The sequence below is a fragment of the Micromonospora sp. NBC_00389 genome (assembly GCF_036059255.1).
Taxonomy (GTDB): Bacteria; Actinomycetota; Actinomycetes; order Mycobacteriales; family Micromonosporaceae; genus Micromonospora.
Map to the genome: position 1 here is coordinate 3,018,664 of NZ_CP107947.1, position 14,556 is coordinate 3,033,219.

At 73.2% G+C, this 14,556-nt stretch carries 16 protein-coding genes and 1 pseudogene; 13 read left to right on the top strand and 4 right to left on the bottom strand.

Annotation, left to right across the window (positions count from 1 at the left end; all coding sequences use genetic code 11):
• Positions 1-195: 195 nt before the first annotated feature.
• The 10 genes from rpsP to OG470_RS14430 all read left to right on the top strand — a co-directional run bounded on the left by rpsP (position 196) and on the right by OG470_RS14430 (position 6,159).
• Positions 196-714: a 30S ribosomal protein S16 gene (rpsP, locus tag OG470_RS14385; protein WP_328424521.1), complete on the top strand. Its 519-nt coding sequence runs from the start codon at positions 196-198 to the stop codon at positions 712-714.
• Positions 689-949: an RNA-binding protein gene (locus OG470_RS14390; RefSeq protein ID WP_172862164.1), complete on the top strand. Its 261-nt coding sequence runs from the start codon at positions 689-691 to the stop codon at positions 947-949. The genes rpsP and OG470_RS14390 overlap by 26 nt, the downstream gene beginning before the upstream one ends.
• Positions 949-1,506: a ribosome maturation factor RimM gene (gene rimM, locus OG470_RS14395; RefSeq protein ID WP_328424523.1), complete on the top strand. Its 558-nt coding sequence runs from the start codon at positions 949-951 to the stop codon at positions 1,504-1,506. Before OG470_RS14390 ends, rimM begins: the two co-directional genes overlap by 1 nt.
• 19 nt (positions 1,507-1,525) lie before the next feature.
• Complete coding sequence (gene trmD / locus OG470_RS14400) at positions 1,526-2,299, top strand: tRNA (guanosine(37)-N1)-methyltransferase TrmD (RefSeq protein ID WP_328424525.1); 774 nt, start codon at positions 1,526-1,528, stop codon at positions 2,297-2,299.
• Positions 2,300-2,442: 143 nt separating this feature from the next.
• The gene (gene rplS, locus OG470_RS14405) at positions 2,443-2,799 is read left to right on the top strand and encodes a 50S ribosomal protein L19 (protein ID WP_091245871.1); all 357 of its coding nucleotides are present in this window, start codon (positions 2,443-2,445) and stop codon (positions 2,797-2,799) included.
• Positions 2,800-2,980: 181 nt separating this feature from the next.
• Positions 2,981-3,850 (top strand): signal peptidase I, encoded by an 870-nt coding sequence (gene lepB / locus OG470_RS14410; protein WP_328424527.1) that lies wholly within the window; start codon positions 2,981-2,983, stop codon positions 3,848-3,850.
• A 10-nt stretch (positions 3,851-3,860) separates the two neighbouring features.
• Positions 3,861-4,496 (top strand): signal peptidase I, encoded by a 636-nt coding sequence (lepB, locus tag OG470_RS14415; RefSeq protein WP_328424529.1) that lies wholly within the window; start codon positions 3,861-3,863, stop codon positions 4,494-4,496.
• Between the two features lie 48 nt (positions 4,497-4,544).
• Entirely contained in the window at positions 4,545-5,033 is a 489-nt protein-coding gene (locus tag OG470_RS14420) for an NUDIX hydrolase (RefSeq protein ID WP_328424531.1), read from the top strand.
• A complete protein-coding gene (locus tag OG470_RS14425; protein ID WP_328424533.1) occupies positions 5,027-5,839 on the top strand; it encodes a ribonuclease HII in 813 nt (270 codons plus the stop codon). The genes OG470_RS14420 and OG470_RS14425 overlap by 7 nt, the downstream gene beginning before the upstream one ends.
• On the top strand, positions 5,836-6,159 hold the full coding sequence (locus tag OG470_RS14430; protein WP_007075222.1) for a DUF2469 domain-containing protein: 324 nt from the start codon (positions 5,836-5,838) through the stop codon (positions 6,157-6,159). Before OG470_RS14425 ends, OG470_RS14430 begins: the two co-directional genes overlap by 4 nt.
• A gap of 63 nt (positions 6,160-6,222) precedes the next feature.
• Here the strand turns inward: OG470_RS14430 and OG470_RS14435 are convergent, their stop codons facing one another.
• A complete protein-coding gene (locus OG470_RS14435; RefSeq protein ID WP_328424535.1) occupies positions 6,223-7,401 on the bottom strand; it encodes a sulfite oxidase in 1,179 nt (392 codons plus the stop codon).
• 179 nt (positions 7,402-7,580) lie between these two features.
• Entirely contained in the window at positions 7,581-8,213 is a 633-nt protein-coding gene (locus OG470_RS14440; protein ID WP_328424538.1) for an SAM-dependent methyltransferase, read from the bottom strand.
• A 134-nt stretch (positions 8,214-8,347) separates the two neighbouring features.
• Between OG470_RS14440 and OG470_RS14445 the strand changes: the two are divergent.
• Positions 8,348-8,956: pseudogene (locus tag OG470_RS14445) on the top strand (murein hydrolase activator EnvC family protein); the annotation flags it as partial.
• A 1-nt stretch (position 8,957) separates the two neighbouring features.
• On the opposite strand, the gene OG470_RS14450 reads toward OG470_RS14445, so the two are convergent.
• Together OG470_RS14450 and OG470_RS14455 are read right to left on the bottom strand one after the other, a co-directional pair.
• On the bottom strand, positions 8,958-10,139 hold the full coding sequence (locus OG470_RS14450) for an aminotransferase class V-fold PLP-dependent enzyme (RefSeq protein ID WP_328424540.1): 1,182 nt from the start codon (positions 10,137-10,139) through the stop codon (positions 8,958-8,960).
• A gap of 169 nt (positions 10,140-10,308) precedes the next feature.
• Complete coding sequence (locus OG470_RS14455) at positions 10,309-11,361, bottom strand: tyrosine recombinase XerC (RefSeq protein ID WP_328424542.1); 1,053 nt, start codon at positions 11,359-11,361, stop codon at positions 10,309-10,311.
• A gap of 555 nt (positions 11,362-11,916) precedes the next feature.
• Between OG470_RS14455 and OG470_RS14460 the strand changes: the two genes are divergently transcribed.
• Together OG470_RS14460 and rpsB are read left to right on the top strand one after the other, a co-directional pair.
• Positions 11,917-13,032 (top strand): hypothetical protein, encoded by a 1,116-nt coding sequence (locus tag OG470_RS14460; RefSeq protein ID WP_442931123.1) that lies wholly within the window; start codon positions 11,917-11,919, stop codon positions 13,030-13,032.
• Positions 13,033-13,519: 487 nt separating this feature from the next.
• Positions 13,520-14,431: a 30S ribosomal protein S2 gene (rpsB, locus tag OG470_RS14465; RefSeq protein ID WP_328424544.1), complete on the top strand. Its 912-nt coding sequence runs from the start codon at positions 13,520-13,522 to the stop codon at positions 14,429-14,431.
• The last annotated feature ends 125 nt before the right edge of the window (positions 14,432-14,556 follow it).

A 14,556-nucleotide genomic window follows, 5' to 3' on the forward strand; every position in this document is an offset into this window, starting at 1 on the left:
GGTCCGGTGCGAGAGATCGGCGTCGGATCTGGCAGAATGGGTCGCTGGTATCCGGCGCGCGTCCGGCGCCCTCTAACCCAGGCGCGTTGCCAGTCCACCGAGTGGTCTCCGGCCCAACCCCACTGTGCCGTCGGCGCTCACCCATACACACCGCCCGTGCCGGGCTGGTGAGATCGCAACAGGAGCGAAACAACTGTGGCCGTAAAGATCCGGCTCCTGCGGATGGGTAAGATCCGCAACCCGCAGTACCGCATCGTCATCGCCGACTCGCGCACCAAGCGTGACGGTCGGGCGATCGAGTTCGTCGGGGTGTACCAGCCGAAGGAGGACCCTTCGGTCATCGAGGTCAAGTCGGAGCGGGTCCAGTACTGGCTGTCCGTCGGCGCTCAGCCGAGCGAGGCGGTGCAGCGGCTGCTGGAGCTGACCGGTGACTGGCAGAAGTTCAAGGGCCTGCCGGCCCCGCCGCCGCTGCTGGTCGCCCCCGAGCGGGCCGACCGCAAGGCGGCGTACGAGGCTGAGGCGAAGGCCGCTGCCGGGCTCGCCCCGGAGGCCCCGGCCAAGCCGGCCAAGAAGGCCGCCAAGGCCACCGAGGCTCCGAAGACCGAGGCTCCGAAGACCGAGGCTCCGAAGACCGAGGCTCCGAGGACCGAGGCTCCGGCCGAGGCTCCGGCTGAGGCCCCGGCCGCCGCTGCCGACGCCGGTGAGCAGGCCTGACATGCCTCTGCGTCCGGCGTTGGAGCACCTGGTCAAGGGCATCGTCGACCACCCGGACGACGTCCGGGTGCGGATGGTCGATTCCCGTCGGGGCAAGCGGCTGGAAGTCCGCGTGCACCCCGAGGACCTCGGCACTGTGATCGGGCGGTCCGGCCGGACCGCCAAGGCGCTGCGCCAGGTGATCGGCTCCATCGGCGGGCGCGGGGTACGCGTCGACATCGTCGACTCGTACTGATGCAGCTCGTCATTGGCAGGATCGGCAAGCCGCACGGCGTCCGCGGTGAGGTCACCGTGGAAGTGCGGACCGACGAGCCCGAAGCGCGGTTCGCCCCTGGCTTGGTGCTGCGCACCGAGCCGGGGGCGGTTCCGCCGCCCGAGCCGGCGGACGGGCCCGGGGTGCTGTTCCGGGTCCCGGCGGAGCTGACCATCGAGGCGGCCCGCTGGCACCAGGGGCGGATGCTCGTGGCGTTCGACGGCGTACTGGACCGCGACGGCGCCGAGGCGCTGCGCGGCACCCTGCTCGTGGTGGACAGCGCCGACGTGGAGCCGCCGGAGGACCCGGAGGAGTTCCACGACCACCAGTTGGTCGGGCTGGCCGTGGTCACCCCAACAGGTGAGCGGCTGGGCGAGGTGGCCCGGATCGACCACGCCCCCTCCTCGGACCTGCTGGTGCTGCGGCGCCCCGAGGGGCGTACCGCGCTGATCCCGTTCGTCCGGGCGATCGTTCCGGAGGTCGACCTGGCCGGTGGACGTGTGATCGTCGACCCGCCGGCCGGACTGCTCGATCTCTAGCCCGCTGGAGCACCCCCGCATGCGCGTCGACGTCGTGTCGATCTTTCCGGAGTACTTCGCCCCGCTGGACCTGTCGCTCATCGGACGTGCCCGGGCCAACGGCGTACTCCAGCTCGCCGTGCACGACCTACGGACCTGGACCCACGACGTGCACCGCACGGTCGACGACACCCCCTACGGCGGCGGGCCGGGAATGGTGATGCGCCCGGAGCCGTGGGGTGAGGCGCTGGACGCGCTCGCGCCGGCCGAGGCCCCGCCGCCCCGGCTGTTGGTGCCCTCACCGGCCGGTGCCCAGTTCACCCAGGCCATGGCCTACGAGCTGGCCGCCGAGCCGCACCTGCTCTTCGCCTGCGGCCGGTACGAGGGGATCGACCAGCGGGTGCTGGCGCACGCCGCGACCCGGATGCCGGTCACCGAGGTGTCGCTCGGCGACTACGTGCTCTTCGGTGGCGAGGTGGCGGTGCTGGTGATCCTGGAGGCGGTCACCCGGCTGCTGCCCGGCGTGCTGGGCAACGCCGGCTCGCTGGACGAGGAGTCGCACGCGCACGGGCTGCTGGAGGCGCCGATCTACACCAAGCCGCCGAGCTGGCGCGGGCACGAGGTGCCGGAGGTGCTCCGCTCCGGCGACCACGGGAAGATCGCCCGCTGGCGGCGCGAGGAGGGGCTGCTGCGCACCGCCGCCCGGCGCCCGGACCTGCTCGCCGCCCTGCCGCCCGATCAGCTCGACAAACGGGACATCGCGGCGCTGGACCGGGCCGGATTTCAGTCGCCACCGGATGATGTGGCAAAGTAGAGGGGTTGCCGCATCCGTCCGCGCCCGCGGGCGGCCGCGAGGATCCCCGACCGGGGTCGGCTCGCCGACCACCACCCGGAGATCAGAATTACCCACCCGCGCGCCGAGTGACGGTGCGCCGTGAGCCTTACGAGGACGCAGCGATGAACATCCTGGACGCCCTTGACGCCCAGTCGAAGCGGACCGACCTTCCCGACTTCCGGGCCGGTGACACCGTCAAGGTGCACGCCCGGGTCGTCGAGGGCAACCGGTCCCGTGTCCAGATCTTCCAGGGCGTCGTCATCCGCCGCCAGGGTGACGGACTGCGCGAGACCTTCTCGGTCCGCAAGGTCAGCTTCGGTGTCGGCGTCGAGCGGACCTACCCGATCAACGGCCCGGGCATCGACCGGATCGAGATCGTGACCCGCGGTGACGTGCGTCGCGCCAAGCTGTACTACCTGCGCGAGCTGCGCGGCAAGAAGGCCAAGATCAAGGAGAAGCGGGAGAAGCAGCCCAGCTGACTTCACGCTCGCCACGCCGCCTGAACTGAGCGTATGCCGTACCGACCGGACCGCACTACCCTGGTCGTACGGGCGCAGCGAGGCGGCGGCCCCGCCCACGTGGCGGGCAGCCGTCCACAACCGCCCGTGGAGCCTCGACGAGGCTCCCGGGCGGTTGTGTATCTGCGGACCGGGGAGTGGCGTGGTGCAGACGCTTGACGAGGACGGCACCGTCGATCCGTGGCGCCGACGGGCCCGGCGCACCCGCCGGCAGATGCCCCTCTGGCAGGAGCTGCCGCTGCTGCTGGTCGTCGCGTTCTGCCTCGCGGTGCTGATCCGCACCTTCCTGCTCCAGGCGTTCTTCATTCCGTCCGGCTCGATGGAGGACACCCTCCTGATCGGGGACCGGGTGCTGGTCAACAAGGTCGTCTACGACGTCCGCGACCCGGTGCGCGGCGAGGTGGTCGTCTTCCGGGGCACCGACCGCTGGGCGCCGCAGGTCGACGAGCAGCCCGAGCCGGGCTTCGCCGGCAAGCTCACCCGGACAGTCGGCGACCTGGTCGGGGTGAGCCGCCCCGGTGAAAAGGACTTCATCAAGCGGGTGATCGGCCTGCCCGGCGACCGGATCAAGTGCTGCGACAGCCAGGGCCGGGTCACCGTCAACGGCACCCCGCTCGACGAGCCGTACGTGCTGCGGGACTCCCCGCTGGACCTGCCACCTAACCCGGGGGAGTGCCGCTCCCGGCGCTTCGACGAGGTGGTCGTACCGCCCGGCCAGATCTTCGTGATGGGCGACCACCGGGAGGTCTCCCAGGACGCGCGCTGCCAGGGCCCGGTGCCGATCGACAACGTGGTGGGCCGGGCCTTCATGGTGGTCTGGCCGTCCTCCCGGTGGAACGCGCTGTCGGTGCCGTCGACGTTCGACGACGTGGCCGGGCCGCGCGCCGCGTCCTCCGGGGCGCCCCCGGTCCGACCGACTCCGCAGGGCGGTGTGCTGCTGCTTCTTCCGTTGGTAGCCGCTCTGCGGGGTTCTCGCGCGTTCCGGACGGTGCCGTCCAGTCCGGCAACGTAGGCTCCTTGGCGTGATTGACGAGCAGACCGACAAGCCCCGCAGCTCCTTCTGGAAGGAGCTGCCGATCCTGCTGGGTGTGGCGATCCTGGTCGCGGTGCTGGTCCGCGCCTTCGTGCTGCAGACCTTCTTCATCCCCTCCCCGTCCATGGAGAACACGCTCAAGATCGATGACCGGGTGCTGGTCAACAAGCTGGTCTATGACTTCCGGTCACCGCACCGCGGTGAGGTGATCGTGTTCAAGGCGCCCACCGAGTGGAGCGGCAACCCCGACGGTGAGGACTTCATCAAGCGGGTGATCGGCGTCGGCGGCGACCACGTGGTCTGCTGCGACCCGCAGGAGCGGCTGGTGATCAACGGCAAGGCGCTCGACGAGCCGTACATCTTCTCGATGGACGGGGTCCGCGACAAGCCGGCCGACCAGGAGTTCGACATCACCGTGCCGAAGGGGCGGCTGTGGGTGATGGGCGACCACCGCTCGGCCTCGGGCGACTCGCTGGAGCACTGGCAGCAGTCCGGGCAGAACATCACCGATGCCACCATCCCCGAGGACGAGGTGGTCGGGCGGGCGTTCACCGTCTTCTGGCCGGTCAACCGGGCCACCTGGCTGACCGTGCCGGAGCAGTTCGAGGGCATCCCGAAGCCGTAGGCCGACCGGGGCGTGGGCGATCCGCCGTCGGTCTGGCAGGCTGGGGCGGTGACCGTCTACACCCCTCGACGCGCGGCCCGCGTGCTGCTCGTCGACGCGGCCGGCCGGGTCCTGCTCTTCCACGGCTTCGACCCGGCCCGCCCCGGGCACCGCTACTGGTTCACGCCGGGCGGCGGGCTGGATCCGGCGGAGTCGCCCGCGACCGGCGCGGCCCGGGAGTTGGCCGAGGAGACCGGGTTGCGGCTCGACCCCGCCGAGTTGGGCGAGCCGGTCTGGTCCGACACCACCGAGTTTCCGTTCGACGGCAGGTGGTACCGCCAGCAGCAGGACTTCTTCCTGCTCCGGGTGCCGTCATGGCAGGTGGACACCGCGGGCTTCGACGACATCGAGCAGCGCAGCATCGCCGGTCACCGGTGGTGGCCGCCGGCCGAACTGGCGGCCAGCGGTGAGCGGTACTACCCGGCCGAGCTGCCAGCCCTGCTGACGCGGCTCCTGCGCCCAACCGCCGACGCCGGCCGGGACGAGGCGTCGTGCTGACCCCACCGCGCACCGTCGTGCGCCGGGAGGCCGGGCTGTACGCCTTGGAGCGGGCGCTGCAACGGCGCGGCTTCCGGCAGGTGGCCGGGGCCGACGAGGCCGGCCGAGGCGCGTGCGCCGGTCCACTGGTCGCCGCCGCGGCGATCCTCCCCGAGGGGCGGCGCGGCGAGATCGACGAGCTGGCCGACTCCAAGCTGCTGACCCCGGCCAGCCGGGAGCGGGTGTACGCGGAAGTCGTGGACCGCGCACTGGCGTACGCCGTGGTGGTCATTCCGGCCGAGGAGGTCGACTCCCGGGGTCTGCACGTGTGCAACCTGGCCGCGATGCGCCGGGCGCTCGCCTCGCTCACCACCAGGCCGGAGTACGTGCTGACCGACGGCTTCGGCGTGGACGGCCTGGGCGTGCCGGGGCTGGCGGTGTGGAAGGGCGACCGGGTGGCCGCCTGCGTGGCGGCGGCCAGCGTGCTCGCCAAGGTCACCCGGGATCGGATCATGGTGGAGCTGGACGGGGTGTTCCCGGCGTACGGCTTCGCCGAGCACAAGGGCTACATCACCCCGGAGCACACCGCGGCGCTGCGCGAGCACGGGCCGTGCCGGGAGCACCGGTTCTCGTACATCAATGTCGCCGCGATCTCCGGCCGTGACGGCCGGCCGCCGCGCGCCCGTCGGCCCGTCGGTCCCGGCGCGGACGAGCCGATGGAGCGCTCCTGGGCGTCAGGGGGTACCGTCGGCGTGGCGTTGGGCGAGCAGCCTCAGCCTCCGGCGCCGGTGGGGGAAGATGTGGTCATGGAAGGCGGAGTGCGATGAGCGCGGAAGATCTCGAGAAGTACGAGACCGAGATGGAGCTGCAGCTCTACCGGGAGTACCGCGACATTGTCCGCCAGTTCTCCTACGTGGTGGAGACGGAACGCCGGTTCTACCTGGCCAACCAGGTCGACCTGCACGTGCGCAACTCCGACGGCGAGGTCTACTTCGAGGTCGAGATGCACGACGCCTGGGTGTGGGACATGTACCGTCCTGCCCGCTTCGTGAAGAACGTCCGGGTGATGACCTTCAAAGACGTCAACGTCGAGGAGCTGGAGAAGCCCGACATCTCGCTGCCCGCCGACTCCGGCTTCGGCGGCTGACCGCGCCCGTCCCGCCCGGGCGTACCACGGGCCCCCCACCCGTGGCATAGCCCTCGCGACCGGTCACTCGGCCGGCACCACGACCTCGACCCGCTGCACCAGGTTGTTGGCGAAGCCACCACGATTCCACGGCTGCTCGACCGGCTGGGTCCGCCCGGACGCGTCGGTCGCCCGCGCGCCGAGCACGTACCGGCCCGGCGTCGCGGTCCACTCGTGGCGCCACCGTCGCCAGGCGAAATCCCCGCCCTCCGCCGGGTCCAGCTCGGCCGGTACCCAACTCGCCCCGCCGTCGGTGGTCACCTCCACCGCGACCACCGGCGCGTGCCCCGACCAGGCCCGACCGTCCAGAGTGCACGGTCCCGCCCGAAGCACCCGGCGGCGGGACATGAAGTCGGGGAAGCCGGGCGGGCGGACCAGCGCGCGCGGCTCGATCCTGGTGACCGGCATTCCCGGATCGTCGGCGTCACGGCGCACCCGGTAGGCCACCGCGTTCTGGTAGCCCTCGAACGGCTCGGTCCGGACGTCGATCGAGTGAACCCACTTCACGTGCGCCATGCCGTACCAGCCCGGCACGATCAGCCGCAGCGGCGCGCCGTGCTGCGGCAGCAGGGGAGACCCGTTCATCTCGTACGCCAGCAGCACCTCCTCACGCAGCGCGTCGGCGACCGGCAGCGCCCGCTGGTAGTCCTGCTCCACCCCGCGCTCGACGCCGTGATCGGCGCCCGTGAAGACCACGTCGACCGCGTCCGGACCGAGACCCGCCTCGCGCAGCAGCGGCGCCAGCGGGGTGCCGGTCCACTCGGCGTTGCCGACCGCCTCGACCAGCCAGGGCTGGCTGACCGGCCGGGGGTGCAGCAAAGCCCGACCGTTGCCGGCGCACTCCAGCGTGACCTGGTGGGTGACCCGGGGCCGCTCGCGCAACTCGGCCAGGGTGACGGTCAGCGGCCGGTCCACCGCACCGCCGACGGTCAGCGCGTGCGTGTCCGGGTCCAGTTCCGGGATGTCGTAGTGGATGAGCAGGTAGTGCAGCCCGGCCGGGGTGACGTCGTAGCGCAGCGCCTCCAACGGGATGCCGTGGTTGCGGGCCGCGAGCTGCAACTCCTCGGCACTGATCGCCTCGTCCGCCTCGGCCAGCCGGGACGGGCCGCTCACGTCGGCCACCGTGGGCGCGCCGACGGCCCCGGGGTACGGCGTGCTGTCGTCCTTGCCCGGCCCCGACTTCCGGTCATCGACAACGGTCATGTGGGCCTCCCCGGTCCGTGCGGCGGCGCTGCATCGCGCTCGCGGCCCAGCCTAGGCCCTCCGCGAAGGTCCCAGCACTGCCCCGTGCGCGGCCTCCCCGAGCGGCGGGAGTTGCCGGCAGCGGGGCCGGCCGGTCGGGTGACGGGAGCGGCAGATTGGCGGGTCTGCGGCGTGGTGGGTCAGCGGGGGAGGAAGTGGAACATCGTCACTCCGGACGGCAGCGGCCGGGGACGGCCGAGCTGGCGGTGCACGCCGACGCCGACCCCGTCCGCCGGGGTACCGACCGCGACCGGGGCGAAACCCTCCTGCACGAACCAGTCACAGATGGTGGGCACCAGATCGGGCTCACGCCGATGCCGCGTCCAGATCACCGTGCCGCCACTCGCGCAGAGTGCGGCGCTGTGCCCGATGGTGGCCCGGACGTCGGCGTCCGAGACGTTGCCGAACACCCCGCAGAGCAGCACCAGGTCGGCCGGGGCCAGATCGGCGTACGCGTCGGTCACCGCCGCGTCGCCGACCACCACCTGCACGCCGGTGAGACCTGCCGCCTCGGCGCCGGCCACGGCCACCGCGGCGTTGCGCGGGTCCAGCTCGACCAAACGGGCGGTCACGTCGTCGCGGCGGGGGTGCGTCGCGAGGACCGGGGTGAGGTCCCGACCCTGGCCAGCGCAGGCGCTGACCACCCGCAGCGGCCCGGCCGGCGCCCGGTCCAGGGCAGCCCGGACCTGACCCCGCACCTCGGCCAGCCGGGCGGCCAGCGCCGAACCCGGCTGGTCGTAGTCGCTGTGCCAGGCGAGCCAGTCCCGGTTCATCCGCCCAGCCTATGGAGCCTCGGGCGGCTCTGACATAGCAGATCGTTGACGGCTCCGGGTGGTCGTCCACAGCACCGCCGGTCATCCACAGCTCGGCCGCCCGAGGTGGTGGGCGACCCGGGCCCGGTCGGAGGCTGCCGTCATGCGACCGCCACCCGCCCCGCGTACCGGCTCGATCCGCCGCACCGTGCTGCTCTGCGCCGCCTTTCCACTCGCGCTCACCATCCAGCTCTGCTGCCTCGCGGTGCTGGTCGCGGGCTGTGCCCGGTCGTCCACCGGCTCCGGTCGTGCCGGTCGCGGTGGTGGCGTCCGTCCCGGCCGACGCCGGGCCGGGGCGGTTCCCTTGGCCGGTCGACGGGCCGCCCCGCCCGGTGCGCCGGTTCGACCCGCCGCCCCGGCCGTGGCTGGCCGGGCAGCGGGGGGTGGACCTTGCCGCCCCGCCGGGGGCGGTGGTCCGCAGCGCCGGGCCGGGCACCGTGCTCTTCGCGGGCCTGGTGGCCGGTCGACCGGTGGTCACCGTCGGGCACGCCGGCGGGCTGCGGACCACCCACGAGCCGGTGCGCCCGGCGGTACGCCCCGGCCAGCCGGTCACCGCCGGTGCGCCACTGGGCGAGCTGCTGCCCGGGCATCCGGGCTGCCCGGCCGTGGTCTGCCTGCACTGGGGGCTGCGCCGAGGCGCGCAATATCTCGACCCGCTGGCCCTGCTCGGCCTCGGACCGATCCGACTGCTCCCTCTCAGAGGGGTCAGCGCTGGGCGAGCAGCGCCGGCAGCCGCACGGCCAACCGTTCGTACTCGTCGGCGGTGTTGTAGACCTGACCGGCGAGCCGCAGCCACCCCCGCCCGTTCCAGTTCGTCACCGCCACCTCGGCAGCCAGCCGCTCGCCGATCCGTGTCTGCAGCGCCCGCGCCGCGTCGATGGTGGTGGCCGTGCCAGCTGGCAGCGGAATGAGACGCAGAGCAACCCCCGGTCCACCCGGGTCGGGCAGGCGGGCGGGGGACACCCCCAGCGCGTCGCCCACCACCCGCTGGCCGTACGCGGCGAGCGCGGCGTTGTGCGCCCGCACCCGGTCGACGCCGAGACTGCGCAACGTGAACAGGCCCGCCGGGGCGGCCAGCCAGGAGGTGTAGTCGAGGGTGCCCTGCCACTCGATCCGGGCCGGGAAGCCGGAGTCCTGCTCCCAGGAGACCACCAGCGGCTCGATCCGGTCCCGCCACGTCTCGGCCACCGCCAGCAGGGCGGTCCCGCGGGGGGCGTACCCCCACTTGTGCAGGTTGCCCGCCCAGAAGTCGGCACCGATGCTGCTCACCGGGGTCGGCAGCATGCCCGGCGCGTGCGCGGCGTCCACCAGGACCGGCACGCCGTGTTCCCGGGCCACCCCGACGATGGCGGCGGTCGGGAAGAGCTTGGCGGTGGCCGAGGTGAGCTGATCGACGACGAGCAGCCGGGTCCGCCCTGGGCGCAGGCCGGCACGGATGGTCTGCACCACCTGCTCGTCGGTGGCCGCCAGCGGGACCGGCAGGACCCGGCTGACCGCTCCAGTCCGGCGGCACTCCCGCTGGATGGCCAGGCTCACCGCCCCGTACCCGTGGTCGGTGCTGAGCACCTCGTCACCGGGTTGCAGGCCCAGCGAGTGGAGCACCACGGCGACGCCGGTGGTGGTGTTGCCGACCAGGGCGCTGCCATCCGGGTCGGCACCCAGGAACCCGGCGAGGTGCCGGCGGGTGTGCGCGATCCGATCGACCAGCCCCTGGGTGAAGAAGCGCAGCGGGTTGCTCTCCATCTCGTCGCGCAGGCGCTGCTGGGCGCGCTGCACGCCGATCGGCACCGCCCCGAACGAGCCGTGGTTGAGATGGCTGACCGCCGGGTCGAGGGCGAACAGCAGGCGGGCGCCCGGGATCGGCTCGGGGGGTTGCGGGACGCTCACCCGATGAGCGTAACCGCCGGTCGATCATCACCGAGCGGTTCGCCAACCAGGCAGGGCCGGCGCCGATCGGCCGTGGCTCGGTTGGCTGCCCGTCGCTGGCTGCGGCCGCTGGTGGCGTTCGCTGTTGCATCTGCCGGGCTGCGTCCATGCGGAGCCGGCCCGCCCGGGGTCAGGCGCGGGGGTGGGCCTGGCGGTAGGCAGCGCGTAGCCGCTCCACCGAGACGTGCGTGTAGATCTGTGTGCTGGCCAGCGACGAGTGGCCGAGCAGTTCCTGCACGGCGCGCAGGTCCGCGCCGCCCTCCAGGAGATGGGTGGCGGCGGTGTGGCGCAGCCCGTGCGGGCTGGTCCGGGGCAGGCCGCTGGCCTCGGCGTACCCGCCGACGATCTGCCGCGCGGTGGTCGGGTTGAGCCGGCCGCCCCGGGCGCCGAGCAGCAGCGCGTCACCCGAGCGGGCGCCGGCCAGAATTGGGCGCCCCCGACTCAGCCAGTCGTCCAGCGCCCGCTGTGCTGGCACCCCGTACGGCACCGAGCGCTCCCGCCCGCCCTTGCCGAACACCCGGATCACCCGGCGGCCGTGGTCGACGTCTCCGACGTCCAACCCGCAGGCCTCGCTGATCCGCACCCCGGTGGCGTAGAGCAGTTCCAGCAGCACCCGGTCGCGCAACGGGACGGCCTCGGCCGCCGCACCTTCTGCCGTGCCAGTCGTCGCATCCGGTGTCGGCCCGCCCGGCGTTGCCCTGATTTGCGTTGCCCCGGACGGTGTTTTCAGCGTTGATGTGGGGACGGGTGGCAGCCGGGTCGGTGCCTCGACCAGGGCGGCGGCCTGGTCGGCGCGCAGGACCGAAGGCAGCTCCCGGTGCGCGCGAGGGCTGGCCAGCGTGGCGCCCACGTCGGCGGGGAGTAGCCCCGCCCGGTGCGCCCACGCGCTGAACGCCCTCGCCGACGCGGCCCGCCGGGCCAGCGATGTGCGGGCGGCACCGGTGGTCCGCTGTCGGGCCAGCCAGCTGCGCAGCACCGACAGGTCCAGTTCGGCCAGGTCGACGCAGCCCATCCGGACGGCATGGTCGAGCAGTGAGACCAGGTCGGTGACGTACGCGCGGACGGTGTGCGCCGACCGGTTGCGGACCCTGGACAGGTGCTCGGCGAAGTCGTCGACCGCATCGCGCAGCGCGGGCGGCAACTCCTGGTGCACGGCCCGGGTGCCCCGGGCGGGCCGGCTCATCGCCGCCCGGCCGGCGGCGTCGCGGTGCGGGCCGGTCGATCAGCCCGCGCATCCCCGCTGACAGCTGGCACGGCACCAGCCTACGGCCGAGCGTCGTCCACCGCCGGCCGCGCCACTGTGGTCACCGCCGGTGTCGTTCGCGCGGCCGGCAGTGGCGCCGGCGCCCCTGTGGTCACCGCCGGTGTGGTCGGCGCCGGTGTGGTCGGCGTTCCGTGCGCTGCTGTCGTCGGCGTCTCCGGTGCCGGCGTCCCGCGCTTCGGTCGAGCGTGCGGGGCGAGGGCGTAGCCGTCCTCGCGGCGGACGACCAGCGACAACTCCTCCAAGAGGGACAGCTGCGCAGCGCGATTCGCACCCCGACCCCGGCTCGGGCGGCGAGCCTGCGTTCCTCGCCGACATGGACCTGCTCGGGCGGTCGGCCCGCTGAGCCTCCGTGTCACCACGCACCTTCGCGTGACCTGCCCGCACGGTGTCGCCGCACGTTGTGGAGAGGTCAGCAGCGGTGGCGGCGGCGGGGCTGAATGGCGCGGTCGCGGCCGGTCGCATACGGTGCCGGACGTGGACGGACGACGGAGCTTTCCGGAAGATCAGGAGTCTCGCTGGCATCCCGACGAGCGGGGTCGCGGCTACGGCGAGTCGGAGTGGCGTGGCGCGGGCGAGCCGCGGTACCGGGACGACGAGGTTCCCGAGCAGCGCGGTGCCGACGAGGGGCGCTATGGCGAGGACGCCGGTGCGGGTCGGCGCCGGGACTCGGCTCGGGTCGGCTCGACCGGGACCGACCTGACGCCGCCCGAGAGCACCTCGGGCCGGTTCGCGGCGGTGCCCGACCGGCTCGGCGAGCCGGACTCTGGCCGCTTCGGCGCGGTGGACGCCGGTCGCTTCGGCACGCCGGAGCCGGACTCCGGTCGCTTCGGCGCCGTCGACGCTCAGGCTGGCCGCTTCGGTACGTCGGAGCGTGAGTCGGGACGGTTCGGCGTGGTCGACCCGTTGAGTGACGGCCGGCCGGAGGCCGACGGTTACCGGGCGACCCGTTCACGGCGGGCAGACCGTGACCCGTCGGAGGTCTCCGGTGAGCTACCCGGTCGGCGGGCTGCCCGGGACGCGGCGTCGGCGGGCTCGCCGCTGGTCGCTGGCCGGGAGTCGACACCGCCGACCGGCGCCCGCGAGGCGGCACTCGTCGGCGACCCGGCGGCCGGTCTGCTCGCCGACCAGACTCGTCCGGCCCCGCTCGGCGGGTACCCGATCGTCGAACCGGCCCGGAGCGGCGATCAGCCGCACCCGCTGGAGATGCCGACTGGTCCGATGGCCCCGGTCGGTCCCCGGGGCGGCGATCTGCCCGCGGGGGAGCCGCCGGCGTACCCGCCGGTCGCCGACGGCGTCTACCGGACCCGCCGCCCGGCACTGGCTGCGCTCTTCACCCTGCTGGTGCTGATCTTCGAGGCCCCGGCGCTGCGGGTGCTGTTGGCCGGTGTGACCGGTGATCCGCTGTCGGCCGGGAACGTGGTGACGGGTATCGCCCTGGTCGCCGGGCTGCCGATCCTCGCGACCGGGCTGTATGGGCTACGAACCGGCGGTCTGGCACTCTCCGACGGCCGGGGCTGGCTGCGCCCACCGGCGGCCTACCTGATCGCCGGCCTGGTGCTCTTCGTCGCCGCCGCGCTCGCCGCCGGCTGACCCACCGCGGCCACTCCCGGGCGGGCCGCACCGCTCGGGCCGTGCCCGCACCGCCGTCGGACCGGGCGGGCCCGCGCCGCTCGGGGCCGCGTCGGACCGGGCCGCGGCCCCGGCCGCGCCACGCCAAGCCGAAACTGCATGATCCGCGCAACATCTGGAAAGAGTGGCCTCGGGGGACGCGGAGGCCACTCTTTCCTTGAAGTAGTGCGGATCATGCAAGCGCGGCGGGCGGACGGGGCGGGCGGTGACCGTGCGGCCAGAGTGTGGCGGCGCGCACCCCGGGGCGGTCGGACGGGTGAGGGGCGTACACTGCCAACTGGCGACCGCCTTGCGCGGTCGACCTCGCGCGCCCTCTCCACGAATCGTCGTGGAGCGACGGCCTCCCTGGTCCCGATCTTGTCGGGAGCACCATGGCCGGCGACCAGGCGCCAGGACGCCCGGCCACCGGCCGGGCGTGACAACCAGGGATCTTGAGGAGTACCCCACCATGGCCGTCGTGACCATGCGCCAGCTGCTGGAGAGCGGTGTCCACTTCGGGCACCAGACCCGGCGCTGGAACCCGAAGATGAAGCGCTTCATCATGACGGAGCGCAACGGCATCTACATCATCGACCTGCGCCAGACCCTCGACTACATCGAGAAGGCGTACGAGTTCGTCCGTGGCACCGTCGCCGAGGGCGGCAGCATCCTGTTCGTCGGCACCAAGAAGCAGGCCCAGGAGGCTATCGCCGAGCAGGCGACCCGGGTCGGCCAGCCGTTCGTCAACCACCGCTGGCTCGGTGGCATGCTGACCAACTTCCAGACGGTGTACAAGCGGCTCCAGCGGATGAAGGAGCTGGAGGGTCTGGGTGACCTCAGCGGCACGGCCGCCGGGTACACCAAGAAGGAGACGCTGCAGCTCTCCCGCGAGAAGATCAAGCTCACCCGCACGCTGGGTGGTCTGCGGGACATGCAGAAGCTGCCGGCTGCGGTCTGGATCGTCGACACCAAGAAGGAGCACATCGCCGTCGATGAGGCCCGCAAGCTGGGCATCCCGGTGATTGCGGTGCTCGACACCAACTGCGACCCGGACGAGGTCGACTTCCCGATCCCGGGTAACGACGACGCGATCCGCTCGGCCGAGTTGCTGACCAAGGTCGTCGCCGCCGCCGTCGCGGACGGTCTGATCGCGCGTTCCGGCCGCCGTCGGGGCACCGACGAGAAGCCCGAGCCGGGTGTCGCGAGCGACGAGCCGCTGACCGAGTGGGAGCGCGAGCTGCTCGAGGAGCCGAAGAAGGCCGACGAGTCGGCCGCCCCGGCCGAGCAGCCGGCGCAGGCCGCCACTGAGCAGCCGACCGCCGCCCCCGAGCAGCCGGCGCAGGCCGCCACCGAGCAGCCGGCGACCGCCACCGCGGAGTGACCGCCCCGTCGCTGCCCCGCCGTCCGTTTTTTCGTACGGCGGGGCAGCGGCGGTATGCCGGGCACGATCGGCCCGGATCCGGGTAACCGGCACCTCTGACCATCCACACGCCGTCTCAACACCGA

Coding starts and splice junctions, on each gene's coding strand:
- OG470_RS14435 (WP_328424535.1), bottom strand. CDS start 7,401: ATGACCGTTGTCGATGACCGGAAGTCGGGGCCGGGCAAGGACGACAGC.
- OG470_RS14440 (WP_328424538.1), bottom strand. CDS start 8,213: ATGAACCGGGACTGGCTCGCCTGGCACAGCGACTACGACCAGCCGGGT.
- rimM (WP_328424523.1), top strand. CDS start 949: ATGCAGCTCGTCATTGGCAGGATCGGCAAGCCGCACGGCGTCCGCGGT.
- trmD (WP_328424525.1), top strand. CDS start 1,526: ATGCGCGTCGACGTCGTGTCGATCTTTCCGGAGTACTTCGCCCCGCTG.
- rplS (WP_091245871.1), top strand. CDS start 2,443: ATGAACATCCTGGACGCCCTTGACGCCCAGTCGAAGCGGACCGACCTT.
- OG470_RS14455 (WP_328424542.1), bottom strand. CDS start 11,361: ATGAGCCGGCCCGCCCGGGGCACCCGGGCCGTGCACCAGGAGTTGCCG.
- OG470_RS14430 (WP_007075222.1), top strand. CDS start 5,836: ATGAGCGCGGAAGATCTCGAGAAGTACGAGACCGAGATGGAGCTGCAG.
- rpsB (WP_328424544.1), top strand. CDS start 13,520: ATGGCCGTCGTGACCATGCGCCAGCTGCTGGAGAGCGGTGTCCACTTC.